General features: G+C 58.3%; 15 protein-coding genes, 1 tRNA gene and 1 pseudogene. 12 read left to right on the top strand and 5 right to left on the bottom strand.

The genetic code is table 11. The annotated features are described in order from the left end of the window. A complete protein-coding gene (locus PGP17_RS13540) occupies positions 1 to 780 on the bottom strand; it encodes a copper resistance protein B (protein ID WP_270375876.1) in 780 nt (259 codons plus the stop codon). Continuing rightward, the gene (locus tag PGP17_RS13535) at positions 780 to 2,705 is read right to left on the bottom strand and encodes a copper resistance system multicopper oxidase (protein ID WP_270375875.1); all 1,926 of its coding nucleotides are present in this window, start codon (positions 2,703 to 2,705) and stop codon (positions 780 to 782) included. The genes PGP17_RS13540 and PGP17_RS13535 overlap by 1 nt, the downstream gene beginning before the upstream one ends. A gap of 559 nt (positions 2,706 to 3,264) precedes the next feature. On the opposite strand from PGP17_RS13535, the gene PGP17_RS13530 reads away from it, so the two are divergent. After that, the gene (locus PGP17_RS13530) at positions 3,265 to 3,540 is read left to right on the top strand and encodes a metal-sensitive transcriptional regulator (RefSeq protein ID WP_270375874.1); all 276 of its coding nucleotides are present in this window, start codon (positions 3,265 to 3,267) and stop codon (positions 3,538 to 3,540) included. A gap of 274 nt (positions 3,541 to 3,814) precedes the next feature. Here PGP17_RS13530 and PGP17_RS13525 read toward each other — a convergent pair. Then, a tRNA-Ser gene (locus PGP17_RS13525) sits at positions 3,815 to 3,902 on the bottom strand. Between the two features lie 181 nt (positions 3,903 to 4,083). On the opposite strand from PGP17_RS13525, the gene PGP17_RS13520 reads away from it, so the two are divergent. The 10 genes from PGP17_RS13520 to PGP17_RS13475 all read left to right on the top strand — a co-directional run bounded on the left by PGP17_RS13520 (position 4,084) and on the right by PGP17_RS13475 (position 15,180). Next, entirely contained in the window at positions 4,084 to 4,539 is a 456-nt protein-coding gene (locus PGP17_RS13520; protein WP_270375873.1) for a septal ring lytic transglycosylase RlpA family protein, read from the top strand. A 95-nt stretch (positions 4,540 to 4,634) separates the two neighbouring features. Next, positions 4,635 to 5,783, top strand: coding sequence for a D-alanyl-D-alanine carboxypeptidase family protein (locus tag PGP17_RS13515; protein WP_270375871.1), 1,149 nt, complete (start codon positions 4,635 to 4,637; stop codon positions 5,781 to 5,783). Beyond that, positions 5,783 to 6,415 (top strand): dTMP kinase, encoded by a 633-nt coding sequence (tmk, locus tag PGP17_RS13510; protein ID WP_370373413.1) that lies wholly within the window; start codon positions 5,783 to 5,785, stop codon positions 6,413 to 6,415. Before PGP17_RS13515 ends, tmk begins: the two co-directional genes overlap by 1 nt. A gap of 2 nt (positions 6,416 to 6,417) precedes the next feature. Next, a complete protein-coding gene (locus tag PGP17_RS13505) occupies positions 6,418 to 7,464 on the top strand; it encodes a DNA polymerase III subunit delta' (protein WP_270375869.1) in 1,047 nt (348 codons plus the stop codon). An 18-nt stretch (positions 7,465 to 7,482) separates the two neighbouring features. Continuing rightward, the gene (locus tag PGP17_RS13500; protein WP_370373411.1) at positions 7,483 to 8,262 is read left to right on the top strand and encodes a TatD family hydrolase; all 780 of its coding nucleotides are present in this window, start codon (positions 7,483 to 7,485) and stop codon (positions 8,260 to 8,262) included. Next, the gene (locus PGP17_RS13495; protein WP_270375867.1) at positions 8,259 to 9,113 is read left to right on the top strand and encodes an MBL fold metallo-hydrolase; all 855 of its coding nucleotides are present in this window, start codon (positions 8,259 to 8,261) and stop codon (positions 9,111 to 9,113) included. Before PGP17_RS13500 ends, PGP17_RS13495 begins: the two co-directional genes overlap by 4 nt. A gap of 649 nt (positions 9,114 to 9,762) precedes the next feature. Continuing rightward, a complete protein-coding gene (locus PGP17_RS13490) occupies positions 9,763 to 10,812 on the top strand; it encodes a site-specific integrase (protein ID WP_270375866.1) in 1,050 nt (349 codons plus the stop codon). Next, on the top strand, positions 10,812 to 12,377 hold the full coding sequence (locus PGP17_RS13485; RefSeq protein ID WP_270375865.1) for a site-specific integrase: 1,566 nt from the start codon (positions 10,812 to 10,814) through the stop codon (positions 12,375 to 12,377). The genes PGP17_RS13490 and PGP17_RS13485 overlap by 1 nt, the downstream gene beginning before the upstream one ends. After that, positions 12,374 to 14,671 (top strand): hypothetical protein, encoded by a 2,298-nt coding sequence (locus PGP17_RS13480; RefSeq protein WP_270375863.1) that lies wholly within the window; start codon positions 12,374 to 12,376, stop codon positions 14,669 to 14,671. The genes PGP17_RS13485 and PGP17_RS13480 overlap by 4 nt, the downstream gene beginning before the upstream one ends. Next, positions 14,668 to 15,180: a hypothetical protein gene (locus tag PGP17_RS13475; protein ID WP_270375862.1), complete on the top strand. Its 513-nt coding sequence runs from the start codon at positions 14,668 to 14,670 to the stop codon at positions 15,178 to 15,180. Before PGP17_RS13480 ends, PGP17_RS13475 begins: the two co-directional genes overlap by 4 nt. A gap of 385 nt (positions 15,181 to 15,565) precedes the next feature. Here PGP17_RS13475 and PGP17_RS13470 read toward each other — a convergent pair whose 3' ends face one another. Further along, on the bottom strand, positions 15,566 to 15,781 hold the full coding sequence (locus PGP17_RS13470; protein ID WP_270375861.1) for a hypothetical protein: 216 nt from the start codon (positions 15,779 to 15,781) through the stop codon (positions 15,566 to 15,568). Between the two features lie 104 nt (positions 15,782 to 15,885). Between PGP17_RS13470 and PGP17_RS13465 the strand changes: the two are divergent. Further along, a pseudogene (locus tag PGP17_RS13465) lies at positions 15,886 to 16,101 on the top strand (integrase core domain-containing protein); the annotation flags it as partial. A 202-nt stretch (positions 16,102 to 16,303) separates the two neighbouring features. Here PGP17_RS13465 and PGP17_RS13460 read toward each other — a convergent pair. Continuing rightward, positions 16,304 to 19,411: an efflux RND transporter permease subunit gene (locus PGP17_RS13460; RefSeq protein WP_270375860.1), complete on the bottom strand. Its 3,108-nt coding sequence runs from the start codon at positions 19,409 to 19,411 to the stop codon at positions 16,304 to 16,306. Between the last annotated feature and the right edge of the window lie 6 nt (positions 19,412 to 19,417).

Genomic DNA, 19,417 nt, shown 5'->3' with positions numbered 1-19,417 from the left:
TTAGAACCAGAGCCGGATGCCTGCTACCAGAGAAAGCGAATCCGGGTCTTCTCCACGAAGCCGGGCCAGATCGGCCGTTTCACCCAGCTGGCCCGACCAGCTCACACCCAGATAAGGGGCGAATTCGCGTTTGAGTTCATATCTCAGCCTGGCACCAACCGCAGCTTCGGTGAGGCCCGCTCCGGTTTCGCGAGACGGATCGTCCTCCAGCGCCCACTCCAGCTCAGCACGAGGCTGCAAGACGAGACGTTGCGTAATCAGCAGTTCGTATTCAACTTCCACACGGCCTGTGAGGTCGCCGTCCTCACTTAGAAACGCGGCCGCATCGAGCTCCAGCCAGTATGGGGCGAGGCCCTGGATACCGACCACCGCGTAGGTCGTGTTGCCCGGCTCGAGGTCCTGACGGATGCCGGCCTGGAGATCGAAGAAACTGGTCACGGCCCGGCTGTAGAGCGCTTGAATCTCGGCCTCTTCAAACTCGGAATGGTCGAGATTGTATTCGCCTTCACTCTTCAGCCAGAGGCGATTCAGATCGCCGCCATACCAGGCCTGTGTATCCCACAAGAGAGCTTCTTCGCCGCCCCCGGACCGGTATTCCAGACGGTCGGCCTCAAGATAGAGATGACGCATTCCTCCATGGCTCTGCTGAACTGCCGCACGCACCTCATCCATGCGCTCGGCGTCATAGTAGGCGTCGGCCGCGTTCCACGTGCCCTGCGCCAAAGCCGGCGAAGACACCAGAAGTCCCGAGACAAGAGACAGGCTCGCAAACACTCGCATTACATGTCCTCCCCGGTCATGGTGTGATCGCCATGCATCGAATGATGGGATGGATTGGCATCGCCCGGATCCGGACGAACGGAGACGACCTGCATCATCCCGGCGTGCATGTGGTAGAGCAGGTGGCAGTGAAAGGCCCAGTCGCCGACCTCGTCTGCTGTGACATCGACTGACAGGCGTTCGCCCGGTTTGACGATGACCGTGTGCTTGCGCGGCCAGTGCCGCGCCTCGTGGCCTCCCGTTGACCCAGGCAGCACCAGATCGAAGAACATGCCATGCAGGTGGATGGGGTGGGGCATCATGGTGTCGTTGACCATTGTGAGCCGCACGCGTTCGCCTTCGTGGAACAAGATGGGGTCCACGACTTCCGAAAACCGGACCCCGTCGAAGGACCACATGTAGCGTTCCATGTTGCTGGTCAGATGGAGCTCGATCTCGCGCCCTGGCTCGCGATGGTCCGCCGTGGGCGCCAGGCTCCGAAGCTGGCTGTAGCGCAACGTACGGTGTGCCACTTCCTCCAGTCCTATACCCGGCTCATCCAGACGACTGACCGGCATCGTGGCCGTGTTTGCCACACCTGGGCCCGTGGGGTGGTCGTGCACGGTTGGCGACGACGAAGGGCTCGCGTTTGCGCCACCATGACCGGCCATGGCGTGGCCTGCTTCTGAGCCCGTCGAATCCATGCCGGCATGGCCTCGATGGCCTCCGCCATGATCCATGGCCGCATGCGATCCGGCATGGCTGCTCTCCACGCTATCCGGGGCCATCTCCTCCGGTGTGTCTGAGTTATGGTTCCCATGCCCGTGCGCCATGCCCATGTCGGCCATGGTGAGGAGCGTGCGGTCGCGCAGCGCGGGCACTTCACCCTCCATGCCGGGCCGTGGCGCGAGTGTTGCGCGGGCCATCCCGGACCGGTCGATGGATTCAGCCACGAACGTGTAGGCCCGGTCCTCGTCAGGGGTGACGACCACGTCATAGGTTTCGGCAACCCCGATCTGGAACTCATCGGTTTCGATCGGCTGGACGTTCAGCCCGTCGGACTGGACCACGGTCATCGGCAGACCGGGAATGCGGACATTGAAAATCGTCATCGCCGCGGCGTTAATAATGCGCAGACGAATCCGCTCTCCTGATTGAAACAGACCGGTCCAGTTGTCGTCGGGGCCGAGCCCGTTGATCAAATAGGCGTAGGTCTCTCCGGTCACGTCTGCGATATCGGTCGGCGTCATGCGCATTGCGCCCCACATGCGTCGATCGCCCAGCGCTGCGCCCAGGCCGTCTTCCCGGGCATCGGCGAAGAAGTCGCCGAGTGTGCGCTGATTGTAATTCAGGCTGTGGCCGTTCTTCTTCAGCTCTGCAAACAGGCGGTGCGGGTCCATGAACGTCCAGTCACCCAGGACCATCACGTATTCGCGGTCATAGCTGACCGGATCGGACCCTGCCGGGTCGATGATGATCGGTCCGTAATGGCCAACCTGCTCCTGGAGGCCGGAATGGCTGTGATACCAGTAAGTGCCGCTCTGCCTTAAGGGGAAGCGGTAGGTGAAGGTCTCACCCGGGGCGATGCCCGGGAAACTCACGCCGGGCACTCCATCCATTTCAAACGGCAGCAGTATGCCGTGCCAGTGAATGGACGTCGCCATGTCCAGCGTGTTGTGAACGCGCAGCGTAACCTCGTCCCCCTCGCGCCACCGCAGAAGCGGGGCGGGGACCGTCCCGTTTACGGTGATCGCCGAACTCGCACGGCCGTCCACGGAGAAGGGTGTCCGCCCGACCGTGAGATCGAAATCGGTCCCGGATAGAGAGGGCAGGACACCCGTGCCGAGCGCGGCTGCGCTGCGGGCCCATGCCGGGGTTAGGGCGCTTGTCGCGGCAAGGCCGGAGAGGGCGCTTGCCCGGCTTAGAAAGTGACGTCGGTTGAGCATCGGAATAGGTCCCGAACAGGTTGAAGAGCAGGGATATGCACACTCCGCTCTGCCGGATTGGAAAATCCGGAGCGCGCGAAGCCTTCAACTCAATCGAGACTTTTGACGTGCAAACCGACCGGTGAAAGCCGTCGCATCCGCGGCGGCGATGGAATCGGGTCAACGTGAGACGGTGAACGCGCCTGAACCGGATGGTGACCACCCGAGGCGCCCGCACTTGAAATCGCCACGAGAGACGGCGCGGGTGCGAGCCGCATTGAGGACGCCTCCGCGTCTACGGCCGCCAGCTCCGCGCAGCCGTCACATGCATCGTGACATCCCGTTCCTACGGCTTCGCGAGCCGGTTCATGTGGCATATGTGAGCCATGTTCCGCAGTCGCAGTAGCGCTCGCCGCGTGAGCGGGCTCATGGCCCGCTTCAGCGCAGACACACGACGCCCATCCCGCGCTGAAAACCAGCGCAAGCAGAAGGAGGACAGGAAGGCGATACAGGTTCTTGCTCATCAAATCGCAATATCGTAGGGAGTATGGCCCATACCCCCACGGAGTATAAAAAGTCAATGATCGACGCTCATAAGCCGGATACTCTCCGGCGCCTGAAGCGGATCGAGGGGCAGGTCCGCGGGATTTCGCGCATGCTCGAAGAAGACCGCTACTGCATCGAGGTCTTGCAGCAAGTCCAAGCCGTGCGGGCCGCGCTGAACAAGGTCGAGGGCCTCGTGCTGAAAGATCATGCCGCTCATTGCGTCCATAACGCGATCGAGAGCGGAGATGCCGGCGAGCAGAGCGAAAAATTCGCCGAACTGATCGACCTGTTCGACCGCATGCGGCGCTAACGGGCCTATTACCGACGCGGGCCTTTCGTGAGAGTCGAAAGCGCCAACGAAGCGACTCCTACTACTACCACGACTCTCGTTCTGCTTCAGACTGCGCGAAACCATATCCAGATGAGAAAGAGCCAGACCACAGTGTGAGCGCTTCGCGAACTGGCGGGGATAAAGGTCGCTTGGAGATGCGGCCCGTGCGCGGCCTATTTGCGCACGACACCGCGCCGTCACGCGAGCACTTATGTCTCGGGCAGACTATGCCTTGGGCCGGACAGGCGGAAAATGGCGGAGGGGGAGGGATTCGAACCCCCGGAGCCTCGCGGCTCAACGGTTTTCAAGACCGCCGCAATCGACCACTCTGCCACCCCTCCGTGAAACAAGGTGTAGCCGGAGGCTCCCGCTTCGGGCAAGAATGGCGTGACAGCCAGGATACAGGATCACACCTTGCGGCTTGCTCGATCGCTCTGCGCGCTTGGCGCGTTTGCCCTTTTGTCCGCTTGCGCGACGAATTCAGATACGTCCGGTGGCGAAGAATCGGCGCGCGCGCCGGCGTTGGGAGAGGGGCGTGGCCCCTGGATCATCCCGGTCGCCGATTCAGCACGCCCACGCGCCGTATATGAAGGGCTGGCCTCTTGGTACGGCGCACGCTTCCAGGGCCGTTTGACAGCCAATGGCGAGGTTTTCGACCAGCATGCGCTGACAGCGGCTCATCCGACGCTTCCTCTGCCCAGTCTTGCGCGTGTCACGCGGTTGGATACCGGTGAAAGCGTCGTCGTTCGTGTCAACGATCGCGGCCCCTTCGTCGAAGGGCGCATCATCGATCTCAGCTTCGCTGCGGCCAACGAGCTAGACTTCGTGGAGGACGGCGTTGCCGAAGTCCTCATCGAGGCGCTGGGACCGGCCGATGTGGAGGATCGGGCTGCGCCGCCGATGGCCTTTGATCCCGCCGAAGGCCCGCCCCGGTTCGACGCGGAAACGCTCGAGCCGATACAAACCGCGCAGCGGTGACTGCAAGCCAGACCCTTGCCGCCTTGTTTCCGTCAGGGTTTCATGGCCTTTCACGAGCCTTAGCGACCCATCATTGTCTTTAGGAGGCGTCTGCCGTGCTGCGCTCACTTCCCGCCATTTGCCTGCTGATACTCGCTCCGGCCGGCGCCGCTCGCGCCCAGGACAGCGCTTACACGACGGATGCCACTCACGCGGTGATTCTTGATTTCGAGACCGGCCAGGTCTTGTTCTCGAAGAATGGCGACGAACCGATGCCCCCGGCATCCATGTCCAAACTGATGACTGTCTATATGGCGTTTGAGGCGATCCGCGACGGTCGCCTCTCGCTGGATGACGAGCTTCCAGTCAGCGAGGAGGCCTGGCGCCGCGGCGGCGCGGCGACTGGCGGGTCGACAATGTTCCTGGAGCCGAACACGCGGGCGCGGGTCGGCGATCTGCTGCGCGGCATTATCGTTCAATCCGGCAACGACGCCTGCATCGTCATCGCTGAAGGGCTGGAAGGAACCGAATCGAATTTCGCCGACGCGATGACCGAACGCGCTCATCAGCTCGGTTTGACGAGCGCCAATTTCGAGAATGCGACCGGCTGGCCGCACCCGGATCACGAAATCTCTGCCGCGGATCTGGCGCGGCTCGCTGCGCTGATCATTGAGGAATTCCCGGAACTCTATGAAATTTATTCGGAAACCGATTTCACTTATAACGGCATTCGTCAGTTTAATCGCAATCCGCTTCTGGGAGTCGTCGAGGGTGCGGACGGGCTGAAGACCGGTCACACCGAGGAATCCGGATACGGCCTGGTAGGCTCGGCCGAACGCGATGGAACCCGGCGCGTTACGGTTTTCAATGGAATGGAGAGTGGGCGCGCCCGGGCCGACGAGGCCGAGCGCATCATGCGCGCCGCCTTCACCGAGTTTGAAATTGTAGAGCTGGTGCAGGCCGGAGAAGTCCTCGGTCAGGCCGATGTCTTCATGGGGACGGCGTCAGTTGTCGATCTGCGTGCGGGCGAAGGTCTGACAGTGGGCGTCCATCGGCGCGAACGAGCGGACCTGACGGCCGAGATTGTCTTTGAAGGCCCCTTGCGCGCGCCGGTTCTCGAAGGCGACCCGGTTGGGCAGCTTGTCGTGACATTCCCCGGAGGACGCACGGAGACCGTGCCTGTGGAGGCAGCCGAATCTGTTCCCGGCAAGGGAATGGTCGGCCGCGCCGTCAGCGCTCTCGTTCACCTGATCCGCGGGAATTAATGCCGGTGGCAGGCCGGTTCATCACGCTGGAGGGCGGCGAGGGCGCGGGGAAATCGACCCTCGCTCGAGCGCTGGCCGATGCGCTTGAAGCGCGTGGGCACGCGGTCGATGTGACCCGCGAGCCAGGCGGAACCGAGAATGCCGAACAAATACGTTCACTTCTGGTGAGCGGCGAACCGGATCGCTGGTCTTCACTGAGTGAAGCCTTGTTGCTCTATGCGGCACGGGTGGACCATCTGGATCGCCGGATTCGGCCGGCGTTGAATTCGGACACGTGGGTAATTTGCGACCGCTTCTCCGATTCCACGCGCGCCTATCAGGGGGCGGCTGGCCGGTTGGATCGCGATCGTCTGAACCGGCTGCACCAGCTTGCCCTTGATGGCTTCGAACCGGACCTGACATTGATCCTGGATCTTGACCCGGCCATAGGCATGGAGCGCACCCGCCAACGCGGGGAGGACGCGACCCGGTTCGAAAAGCAGGATCTTTCGTTTCACGCCGCACTGCGCGAGGGCTTTCTCGATATCGCCGCCGCCGCGCCGGATCGATGCGCCGTGCTGGATGCCACTCAGCCTCCGCAAGAGCTTGCCCAGGCCGCGTTGGCCGTCATTGACTCCCGTCTAGGGAGCTGAGCATGGCGGACGACCCAATCCCGGAAGCCGACCGAGAGGGCGAACTCGCTCATCCGCGAGAAGTCTACGACCTGGTTGGCCATGACGATGCCGAACGTCAGGCCGGCGAAGCCTTTGCCGAAGGGCGCATGCATCATGCTTGGATGATTACCGGCCCCAAAGGGGTCGGGAAGGCGACCTTCGCGTGGCGTCTTGCCCGCCGCGTTCTCGGCGGTGCGCCCACGGGAAAATCGCCCCTCTCGGTGGGGCCTGAGGATACAGTTTCCAGACGGCTGGAAGCGTTGTCCCATCCTGATTTTCTGCTCATTCGTCGCCCGTTCGATGCGAAACGCGGCAAGCTGCGCGCCGAGATTACCGTCGATGAAAGCCGGCGCGCGCCGGAATTCTTCTCCAAAAGCGCGAGCGAATCCGACTGGCGGGTCTGTATCGTGGACGCAGCCGACGAAATGAATACGAATGCGGCCAATGCCCTTCTCAAAACACTTGAAGAACCGCCCGCCAAGGGGTTGTTATTGCTAGTAGTCAATGCGCCTGGCCGGTTGCCCACTACGATCCGGTCGCGATGCCGCCGGCTGTCTCTGCGCGCCTCCGCCCCTGACGCGTGCGCGACCTGGCTCGCGGAGCGGCACGGCATTGACGCAGAGATCGCGCGGCGATGCGCTGATATGGCCGGCGGAGCTCCGGGTCGCGCGCTTGCTCTCTCACAATCCGATGCGCCGCGCCTGAAAGAGACGCTCGATGGCATACTCAAGACTCTTCCAAGGCTGGACTCGCGAGCGGTCGGCGTGCTCGCCAGCGAGACCGCGAAACGCGATGGGGAGGCTGTCCGCCGTACATTGATGGAGTTTCTTGAACGCTATGCGCACGACCGCGCCCGCGCAGCGATTCTGGGCGGAGAGGGCGCAGACCGCGCAGGCAAATGGGTCGCAGCAGGCGATGCACTGGCGCGTCTGGCCCGCGAGAGCGAAACCCTCTATCTGGATCCCAAGCAGACCACGCACGCGGCATTCACGATCCTGAAGGAAGCCGCTCAAGCCGAGACTCAATAGTCGGAATTGAACGCCGAAATGCTGATCGACACTCACATCAATATTCATGGTGAAGCCTATGAAGAAGATCGTGAAATCGTCCTGGCACACGCGCGGGAGGCGGGCGTCTCGCCGATGATCGCGATCTGCTGCCGCCTCAACGAATTCGATGACGTCCGGGCCGTTGCCGAGGCTCATGAGGACGTATTCTGCACAATCGGTGCTCATCCTCATCACGCCAAGGACCGTCCGGACATCACGCCCGATGAACTGATCACAATCGCCCGGCACCCCAAGGTGGTGGCGATTGGCGAAACGGGACTGGATTTCCACTACGGCTACAGCCCGGCCGAAGATCAGTTTGCCAGCCTGCGTGCGCATATCGAGGCTGCCCGGCAGACCGGCCTGCCCATCATCCTGCACAGCCGGGATGCCGATGCGCAGATGGCCGATCTTCTGGAAGAAGAGATGGGGAAGGGTGGGTTCAAGATCCTGCTGCACTGCTACACGGGCGGGCACGACCTGGCGCGGCGCGCAGCCGCGCTCGGTGCCTGGTTTTCTGCTTCGGGCATCATTACCTTCAAGAAGGCCGAGGACGTCCGAGCCGTATTTGCTCAGGACGTGCCCGACGACAAGGTGATCATCGAAACCGATTGTCCGTATCTGGCGCCGGTCCCCAGGCGCGGTCAGCGCAATGAACCGGCTTTCTTGCCCCATGTTGCCGAAAAACTTGCAGAACTACGCGACTGGAGCGTGGAGGAAACCGCCCGGCGGACACGAGAAAACTCGCTGGCGCTCTTCCACAGACTGGCCGGTTGAGCGCCGAGGGCCTCATACGCGTCCGCATTCTGGGATGCGGCTCGTCGGGTGGCGTTCCGCGTGCGGATGGCGATTGGGGCAGCTGCAATCCTGAAAATCCAAGAAATCGGCGCCGCCGATGCTCGATCCTCCTTGAAAAAGCTTCAGACTTTGAGGCGTTAGAGCACGGAAAATCCACGCGAATTCTCGTCGACACCTCACCGGATCTGCGCGAGCAGCTGATCGATGCCGGCAGCCCGGTTCCCGATGCCATCGTCTACACCCATGCTCATGCCGACCAGGCACACGGTATCGATGACATCCGGGCCATTGTTTATCGCCACCAGGCGAGAATAGCGGCGTACATGAACGTCTCGACCCGGGCTGATCTGTTCAAACGCTTCGGGTATATCTTTGAAACTCCGCCAGGGTCTGGCTATCCGCCGCTGCTTGAAGCGGGCGATCTGCCTGAGCGAGGCAGAATCTCGATCGAGGGCGAGGGCGGGGCGATAGAGCTGGAAACTTTCCCGGTTCAGCATGGCAATGTCGTCTGCGCCGGTCTGCGGTTCGGACCCGTTGCCTATACGCCGGACGTCAGCGCGATCGACCAGGCCGGGTTCGACGCGCTGCAGGACGTGCCGCTGTGGATACTCGATGCGCTACGAGAAAAGCCACATCCGACACATACCCATGTCGGCCAGTCGCTGGACTGGCTCGAACAGGTGCGTGCCCGATACGGCATTCTCACCAATCTTCATATCGATCTCGACTACGACGCTCTGAGCGATCGCTGCCCGGAGAATGTCGAACCCGCCTTTGACGGGATGGTCGTGACCATCGATGCCGGCACGGGCAAGAAGTTTCGGACTTAGCCGCGAAACGCCCTAGGGAAGCCAGAGCGTAGCATCTAGCATTTCTCATAATATTTATTATGCGGGGGGCCGGTACTTTCAAAACTGGTGCATTGACCAAACTCCTTCCCGACTTTCTCACTGACGTGATACAAGTAAACGAAACGCATGATCCATGAATTGGGAATCGTGTGAAGGCTATAGGTCACGTATTATGCGTGTCGAAAGACATCAATAAAAATATACCTCATTATACAGCCATCACTAATATAATTCAAAAGTTTCGACAAATTGCCGAAAACAGAACAAAGCAAATTATTAGATAAAGAGGTGGAAATCACCACTACACAATAAATCGGTGCATTAGGCATGATATGAATTTCAGATTGGGCTTTTTATACTATTGATTCTATTGCATGGTCAGGGCTGCCCTTAACGCTGCATAGGGCTTGTTCACCGAAACAGCCACCTTCAGTCTTGCCTTATGCCGCTCTGCCAAGCTTCCCGTGCACAGCTTCCATCATTTCTTGCTGGCCCATACCTGGTTCACCCCAGAACGAGCACCCCTCGTTATTGGGCAACCATCTACGCTCTCAGAAATTGGTCCGGGAATGCTCAATCGACGATCAGGAAGAAATTGCGGGCAATTGAGAGGCTCTACAATTTCGCGATGGAGCTCTACGGCTATGATGTCATGGACCGTTTCATAGCGAACTTGGCAACCGATGAGCTAGATCGCACTCTTGAGGCCTATTTCACTGCCGAGCGAAACCGAGCCGCTCGCACCGGCGCAGACATCAACCGCGCTTGGCGCACCACAAGAGACTTTATTCTCGAGACGCTCCAGGATCTGTCGCATACATCAAACGATAAATCGAAGCTGCACGAATTATCGTCTCACATAAAACGCTGGGAGCTGAGATATAGAAACCTCTCTCCGAATCCGTTTCCGAAAAGAATCCATGTCTTACGTGCCCTGCCGGCACGGGTGATTGAAGAGCTCTACACACTCTTTAAGCCTGATAGCCCGGATAATCCGTTTCGCTCAGAGCCGCAGCGCTGGCGTAACATGGCGATCCTGCTTTGCCTCCTGCATCAGGGCCTCAGGAGGAGCGAGGCGCTTCTGTTGGCAGCCGACGCCGTCAAAACCGGGACCGACGAACGCACGCTCAAACCTCGCTACTGGATGAACGTCCAGAACCAATTTGAAGACGAAGATCCGCGCTATTGCGACCCGCCCTCCATCAAGAACTCTCAGAGCATCCGGCAGATACCTGTTTCCCATGAAGTTGCTGAATATATCGATGCCTATGCTACGAATTATCGAGGACGGTCCCCTCACCCTCAGCTATTCCTTAACAATCGAGGCGCCCCTCTAGGCGTCAGAGGTTTGGGTCGTATTTTCGATCGCGTTTCAACGCTGTTGTCAGACGAAGCGAAGCTGGCGCTTCAAGAAAATCTTCGTCGGCCGCGCATCAGCGCTCACGATTTCCGTCACACCTGCGCAGTGATCCGGCTCGCTCACTTCCGAGCGCATGGGAAAGACGAGGCGGACTCTTTGGCCCAACTCAGGGCCTTCTTCGGCTGGACCTACACCTCCAATATGCCTCGGCTGTACGCCCGCGCATATTGGGAGCGCCAGATCGAAACGGTCTGGAACGACGATTTCGATGCGCACGTCGATGCGCTCAGAGCCATAGAACCAGGCGGATGGGGTTAATGTCTCAGTTCAACTTTAACTTCGATGCGACAAGTTCCGACGGTGTTGACCCGGGCGGCAGCTATCTCAAGGCAGCAGCAGCTGCCCTTGGCCCGCTCCCAAAGCGTATCAGGTATTTTGATGAATACGACGAGCAAGTCCGTTCTGTTGAAGCGCTCGATGAAAATTGGCTTCTTTCCGCTAACGGTCAGGAACATAAACTAAAATTTGAAAGAATTTCCGGCGAAATAGCTCACGTACTGAAACATTTTGCGGTTTATAGGCTTCAAAAGAACGCTGTGACCGCGGCGCATTACCTCCACCACATTCTCAGCACTCTAAGCGTGCAGGTTCCACTCGTGCGGCTCGCGGTCGTCGATCCTAACTTGGCTCTTGATCATCTTCGGAGCGAATTCTCTTCAGCATCGCACCACGTTGAAAACACGAACTACTTTCAGTGTGGAAAGGCGGTTTTGGCGTTCTTTTGCGACATCGGCCTAGCTGGCTGGGAAGAAGCGCACTCCAATATTCTCAGAACTGTTAGATCGCCCGTCACTAGATCGAAACATCGGACAGTCCGCGACGGCTCGGCAATTCTGACGTTCGAAGAAGAGCGTAAGGTGATTGATCACCTAGATGAACTCAGCACGGGAATACGGCAAAGGAATGAGGGAGAGCTACCAACAGAGATCCTCCGCGACTCCGCCATCCTCATGCTTTGCTTTCAGCACGCAATGCGGCCTATCCAGATTGCGAACAGGAACGTGGCCCACGTTCGCGTCAGAGAAGCGGAGGACGGACAAGCTATCGTCCACCTGACCTTTCGGTACGCGAAACAACGAACGCGTCAGAAAAATCAGGAACAAACCAGAAAGATCAAACGCGATTGGGCTCCCATTCTGGTCGCCTGGCTTCGCCGGCGTGACGAGCTCGAAGGCAGCCTCCGCCTGGACAGGGCTGAGTCGCTCTTCGGTGTACCGCCTCAAGAAGTTACTCGGATCGTCAGAGGCCTTACTGAGGCCCTCACCGGTATCCGCAGAACACCCTACCAGCTTCGACATACGGCAGCCCAGAGAAAGGCAGACGCTGGAAGTTCCAGGCTCGAGTTGGCTGAATTCCTGATGCACTCCGATATCGATACGGCCGATACTTACATCGAGATGAGCCCGACCCAGGCGGAGAAAATCAATGCGGCCTTGGGCCTGTCTCCCCTCTTTCAAGCGATCGACGCATCCCTGAAGTCCAAGAGCGTGGACCTGGAGGAGCTAAACAAACTCCCCGAAGACCAACAGGTCTCAGGCGCGCCACACGGCCATCTGATCGCCGGCATCGGCGGCTGTGCGATCGGTCAGTCCTTCTGCCCTAAAACACCCGCCCTCGCCTGCTATGATTGTCACAAGTTCATGTATCTCCGCGATATCGAGGTTCATCGCGCGGCGCGCGACTCAATCCGCAATATCGTCGGCGAGTTCATAGGCACCAACAAGGGAGACAAGGTCACTCCCGCTTTCGGCCAGCTTCGACGCGTTCTTGAGACCGTCGAGTCGATAATTTCGGACCTGGAAGGTTCGGAGGCGAGCCAATGACCACTACATCGCGTCATCCGGCCTTCGATCGCTTCCTTGAGAGCTATAAGAGCATCGCAAAGGCAAATGGTGTGTCCTGGCATACGCCAACCGACGAATCCGGACAAATCATCAAGGCGTTCAGATGGGATCTCAACGAAATCACTGGCGCCCCTAAACCGCCAGCTTTTTACCTGAAGGACCTAGGCACCGACCTCGCCACGCTAAAGGCGCTGGCATCTGGAAATCCCGACCAAAATCAATCACTGGAAAAGACCCCTCTGTCGGATGGTTGGGCTGACCTGATCAAAGCACTCACGATTCGCTCTTTGTTCGAGTTACGGAACAGCGCTCGCTACACTTATAGTTGCATATGCCGTTCTGTGAGGGCCCTGGCCAGCTGTTGCTCAGGTCAAGAGCCTTGGCAAATAAGTCGCGAAGATGTTGCACGCGCTCTCAAGATTACAGCGAAGGTCGACAAAAACGAGAAACTGCGGTCGATGGTGGAGGCTCAGGTCATCGTCATCGACGCACTAGGTCTATCAATCTACTGTCCTCTTCATCGGAAGCAGACGCTGTCAAACAAGCCTCGATTGGATGTCGGAACCATTCGGACATCAGTTGACGAGCGGCGAACCAAAGAAAGGCTTCCGGGTGCGACGGAGTTCTGGGAGCTTTTGCGGATCCTTCTGGAGGAACAGCCGCAAAGCACTTACGACGCAGTTCGCTTCTTAGCGGCCGAACTACACCTCCTCATGGGCTTGAGGGTCGGCGAAACCGTGACCGTTCCGGTCGATCCGCTTGTAAGCCAATCCTACTTCGACCCTCGTGGTGGGAAGCCTTCGCTTATTGGAGGAGTCGATCGCACTCTTTTCTTGCGTCACTTCGCAGAAAAACAGGAGCTAAGCGACCATACTGGGACGATACATGCCGAAGCCACCACGTCAGTGTTACGGTTGTTTGAAGAGCGGATTTTAGAGCTCGTCGAAACCGCCACCAGGATGACCGCGCCGCTAAGGCAGAGACTCACCTCCCAGCTTAAAACAGGCCGCATTCTTCCAGAATTTGAGCTTGATGAGATTGTCTCACTTGAAGATGTCTTCACGCAGCTAACAGGGAACCCGTTCGGCCTCGATGGTGAGTACAACAGAGACCTTGCCGAGAAATACCGAGCCACATTCGATGTCGAAGTGCTTCACGAAATCCGCGATTATCAAGCCCGGCTGAAACATAACGGAGCGAACTACACACAAGCCTTGCGGACATTCTTCTCGCGCAAGGAGAACTCATGGATTTCGAAAGTGGAATTTGACCCAAATGCTCGTGGTCGCCGACTTTCGAATATTGGCGTTCCAATATGGAGGCTTGAGCGACAAATCCGTCTGAACATACCCACCAAGCTCAGCGACACAGAACCTTTTCATCTGGAAGGTGGTCGTGAACTCGCCCCTGATCATTGCTTGTTCCTCGCTCCCAAACGAGCCCTAATTGAAGGCCGGAATGGTGGCGTTTGCGATATCACCAGGTACGCCTTTGTCGGACGGCTAACTCCGAGTGATTTGGCGGTCGCGCTTGGCTCACAGAAAGGGTCTAAAGGCGCAGGTCAATCGTTCTATGCAAAATACGGAAAGCCGGAGTTCAAATCTCTAAGTTTCAAGAGCCACTCCTCGCGGCACATGCATAATAACGAGCTGTTCGCGGCTGGTGTCGCCGATACGATCATCACCAACCGCTTTGGCCGAAAGAGCGTTGCACAAAGCCACGAATACGACAGCCGAACTCTGGCCCAAGAGCTCGACGCCATGGAGCTGCCAGACGGTTCGGAAGATCTTCTGACGGGTCCGGCGCGCGACGCTTTCAAACTCATCAGCGCCGGCCGCGCACAGGGCCCGATTGCTGACGAGTTCCGGCGCATTCAGGAAGCGGAAGGTGACGAGACCGCCCTCGTTTTCCTCGCTACAGAAGCCGATGGCATGCAGATCACGCCCTACGGCCTGTGCATGAATTCCTTCGTCGTGGAGCCCTGCCCCAAACATCTCGAGTGCTTCAATGGATGCTGCCACCTCGTGAGAACAGGATCGGCTCTAGAGGAGCAACAGCTCGACAAGCTCGCCGGCCGATACCGCACCATCCTCAGCACCATTGATAAGCACCCTGGCACGCAGGCTTCGAAAGTGGCGGCCCGCCGCCAGGCCGAAGAGCGCCTGACGGCCATCGAGCAAGCGCGCGACACCGCACCGGGCAAGCAAGTGTTTCCGGACGGCCCGGATCTGGGCAAGCGCTATGGGGAGAAGAAGATCGAGGGCCTGCTGTGACGGTCGGCATCTCCCCTTCCCCGTTTGAAGCGCCCTGCCCGGAGCTGGGCGCAGTGTGCCGGAGGTTTGCTGAAGAGGGGCGCAAGATCACCCTGCGCGCCGCCGCGGCGGAACTGGGCGTCGCGCACACGACCCTCTCGCGTGACGCCGCAAAACGGCTCCAGCTGGAAGAATGCCAGAAACTTGCCCAAACGGTCCTGCGCATCGCTCGTAACAATCGGGGGCGGCTCGGCCTCGAAGAGAGCGAGATGCTGGCCGAAGCAAAGCGCAAGATCGCCAAACTCGAGGAACAAAATGCTCTTCTCATTGCCTCCCATCAGGCGATGATCATGGCCGTTGGTGAACTTGGAGGCATGCGCGCCTGGCGCCGGTTCTTCGAAGATTATCAGTCAATTGTCGATCGACTGGTGGATTGCGGAGCCATCCCTCAAAGTGCCGAAATCATAAATGTCGCTGAGAGATTTGCGAGTGTGAGAAAAGACCAAGCAGGCAATCAGAACACTGAATAACCAAAATAGAATCAAAGGCTTGGAGTCAGCTTTCAATGCCAAATCCGATTTTATCGGTGTTTTCTCACAGAAGCCTAGGTTTTTGCTCACACATAGGGCTCCCAAGAGGCTCGTGCCCGGCAACTCATTGCATAGCATGCACTTTTTGACATTCTGGAAATATCTGGCATAAAGTGTATGTGCCGAGAGCGATGAAAGACGGCACACCAGCCTTAAGGGTGCCCGCGGTGCGCGGCGGAAACTGGTATTCGCGCGATCTTAGGATCAGAGACGGGCCCTGCGGGGCCCGTTTTTCTAGGTAGCTGCAATTCAAATGCGGGACCAAATGGGGCTCAGGTCACCAGCCAGATGAGCAGTCTTCTATGCTTAGAATGCTAGTCAGAGATCAGCTCAATTTAGATAAAATATCTCGATCTTCGCTCATGATTTTTTCTGCAAGCTCAATCTGATCAAGATAACATGTCCTTAGCACCAAGCTGCCGTCGGGCTGCTGGGTGACCTCCAGTGCGTCTCCGATTTGAAGGCCAAGAACTTCCATCTCGGCATCTGAGAGTGATATCCCAGCACCTTCGCCTAATTGAGAAACAATCAGTTTCATCATTACTACTCCAGCCACACAATCACCAAATAATGAGCCGCGCCTTTCATCAAATCCAGCCCATAATCCGCTTTGGCGCACGAGCGGACGTGAGCTGAGTCGGCGGTTACATCGCGCCGGGCAAGCCCCAGCAGAACGGGTTCGTCGAAAGCTTCAATGATAAGCTGAGGGATGAATGCCTGAACGAGTATGTCTTCGACAGCCCCGCTCACGCGCGCAAGGTGCTGGCGTGCTAGCGCCACGACTATAACACCCACCGGCCCAACTCATCACTGGGCGGGCTGACGCCCGCAGCGCGCCAGACCTCAAACCATGGACTATGAAAGACCCAGACACTCGAATTAAACGAGGGACCGGAGGGTCTCAGGTCAGTTTCAACAGTCCCTGCGCGACCCCATGCTGAGCTCCGGGCGGATCGTAGCGTTATCGTCTGGCTACGATCCGCAATTTCTAGCGCGCGGGTCCTAAAAATCGCGCCGGTATTTGACGCTCGGCGACCAATCGCGAATTGGTCGCGCCCCGTCCTCAGTCATGTGTATGTTCTGTCTCCAATACCGAAACATGACTCCCTGGTTTCGGTGCAAACCACCGATGCAGCGCGGGTAGGACGAGCAGTGTAAGCACGGTTGATGACACCAGTCCGCCCATCACAACGGTCGCTAGCGGGCGCTGTACTTCAGCACCTACTCCAGTCGCAAATAGCAATGGTGCCAGTCCAAGCGCGGTCGTGAGCGCTGTCATCAACACAGGTCTCGCCCTAAGTCCTGCCGCTTCAATAGCGAGCGCATTGTGGTCGCGGCCCTGCCGCGCGAAGTCATCCATAAAGCTGACGAGCACCATTCCGTTACCAAGAGCAATGCCGAAAAGCGCAATGAACCCGACCGTGGCTGGCACCGAGACTGGTAATCCTGTCAGCCACAAAGCGAGGGTGCCACCGGTCAACGCGAGAGGAATGTTCAGCAGGATCAATATCGCTGACTTGAGCCTCCCGAATGCGAGTAACAAGATGAGAAGAACGATGCCCAACGTAATCGGTATCACCACGGCGAAGCGGGCATTGGCCTGTTGTTGCAATTCAAACTGACCACCCCATTCGACGCGATAACCAGGCGGAAGGTCAAGCTGACTGGAGGTTGCCGCTTGCGCATCGGCGACAAAGGAGCCGATATCGCGCCCGCGAACATTGAGCTGCACGGTTATGAAACGCTCCCCATTTTCACGCGTTATCTGACGAGGACCGACAACAGTTCTTATCGAGGCGACACTTGAAAGCGGCACCCGAGCACCACTCTCGCTTTCTAGGATAAGTCGGCCAATCGTCTGCGCATTGTCACGCCGGTTTTCGTCAAATCTGACGACGACTGGAAACTGGCGAACCCCTTCAAAGAGGACGCCGGCTTCCGCCCCGCCGACGGCCGCGCTCAGCGTATCAAGGGCTTCCTCCACTGAAAGACCATATCGGCCTAAGGCCGCGCGATCGACCGAGACGACTAACTGTGGCGCGCCGGTGATCTGATCAGCCTGCACATCACTCGCCCCGCTGACACGTTGAAGAATTGATTGTAGATCCTGCGAACCTTCCAACAGCACATCCATGTCAGGACCGAAAATTTTTACCGCGAGCTGAGCTTTCGTGCCGGTTAGAAGTTCATCAACCGACATCGCGATCGGTTGCCCGATGTTCACTCTGATTCCCGGAAAAGACTCCAGATCTTCGGATATTTCTGCACGCAAGTCGGTCGGTGTGAGGCCGGGTCGCCACTCTGACCTTGGCTTCAAAGCGACAAAGGCCTCAATACTGTTTACCGGGTCAGCGTGAGCCCCGACCTCGCCTCGGCCAATTCGACTAACAATGGAGTCAATTTCAGGGAACGCCGCCAGCAATCGACGTTCAAGTCGTGTTGATGTCTCGCGCCCCTCAGTGAGCGATATTGATGGCGCCATCGAGACGCGAAGTAAGATATCACCTTCTTCGAGAGCGGGTGTGAACTCCGAGCCCAATCTCGAGCCCGCCAACCCTCCGATGACCAAAAGTCCAAGCGCTAACGCAACCGCAGCAAGGCGTGCGCGGACGAACACGCTTGCGACAGACTTGACGAAGCCGGCGATTGCGCCCTCGCCAGACGTATTGCGTTTGGGGGGCTTGATTAATCCAAAGGCCATGGCGGGTGCGACTAGCGCGGCGTAGAGGAGCGATCCAGTCATGGCAAGGGCGGCGGACGCAGCAAGCGGTCGGAAAGTCTTACCCTCAACGCCTTCCAGCGAGAATAGAGGCAGAAACACAATAATCACGACTGCGACGGCTGCGATTAGCGGAGCGATAACTTCAGCGGTTGATTTGGCGACCACATCGCGAGCGTCCTCGCCATTTCGCCGTTCCCGGAAACCTCGGTCGACATTTTCGGCAATGACGATAGCGCCATCAACCATCATACCGATGGCGATGGCGACACCTCCCAAAGACATTAGATTCGCGCTAATGCCCAACACGCTCATCGAGATGAAGGCGAAGCCAACCGAGAATGGAATTGACAAGACCACCACTAGGCTAGGTCGCCAGCCACCTAGGAAGATAAACACGACAACTGCGACCAGCAGAGCACCTTGCCAAAGCGCGGTCGTGACGGTCGAGGCCGCCCGTCTAACCAGTGTACCCTGATCGTAATATGGAACGGCGCGTACGCCTTCTGGCAGGGATGCATTGATCTCATCGAAGCGCGCGTGTGTGCGCTCAATCACATCCGACGTGTTCGTACCATAGAGTTTAAGAACGAGACCAGCGACCGTCTCGCCATTGCCGTTGGCAGTCGCGAGCCCTTGGCGCGTACCACCGCCGATAACGACCTCTCCAAGATCGCTCACTCTGATCGAACGACCGTTGACCGTGCTAACCGGCGTTTCTGCAAGGTCGGAAACCGATCGTGCCAAGCCGACACCACGCACGGTGTATTGTTCCGCGCCTACTTCGATGAATTGCGCACCGGTCGTGCGATTTGCGCTTTCTAGAGCACCGATTACATCTGCCACCTCTAAATCATAGGCGATCAGAAGATCGGGATTGAGACGAACTTGGTATTGCTTTTCGAAACCGCCAAGCGCTAGCACTTCGGTCACGCCTTCGACGGATTGAAGAGGGTACTTAATCATCCAGTCGGTGATTTCGCGGAGTTCGGTCAGATCATAGGCGCCAGTCTCATCGACGACGCGAAAGTACATGATGATGCCTAGTCCGCTCGAAATGGGCCCGAGCTGGGGCGTCCCGAAACCATCTGGGATGGCTTCGCTTGCCTCTGGTAATCGCTCGCCTACGACCTGGCGTGCGAAGTACACATCCGTGCCATCCTCGAAATAGATGTTTACAATGGAGAGACCGAAATTCGAGACCGATCGGATTTCCTCGACATCTGGAAGACCGGACATCGCGGTTTCGACTGGGAAGGTTACATAGCGTTCGACTTCTTCTGGAGAGAGCCCTTCGGTTTCGGTGAACACCTGAACCAGCGAGGGTGAAGGATCGGGAAACGCATCAACTGGAAGCGCACGAAAGGCAAACAGCCCCCCTACGGTGAGGGTTAGGGCCGCGATGGCGGCTAGCAGCCGGCCGCCGGCAAGGCGGTGCATTAAGTTTTGCATATCTCT

Source organism: Marinicauda sp. Alg238-R41, from assembly GCF_947331485.1.
GTDB lineage: Bacteria > Pseudomonadota > Alphaproteobacteria > Caulobacterales > Maricaulaceae > Marinicauda > Marinicauda pacifica.
Note: the sequence above shows the minus strand (reverse complement) of the source record. Positions and strands in the feature narration are given on the sequence as shown.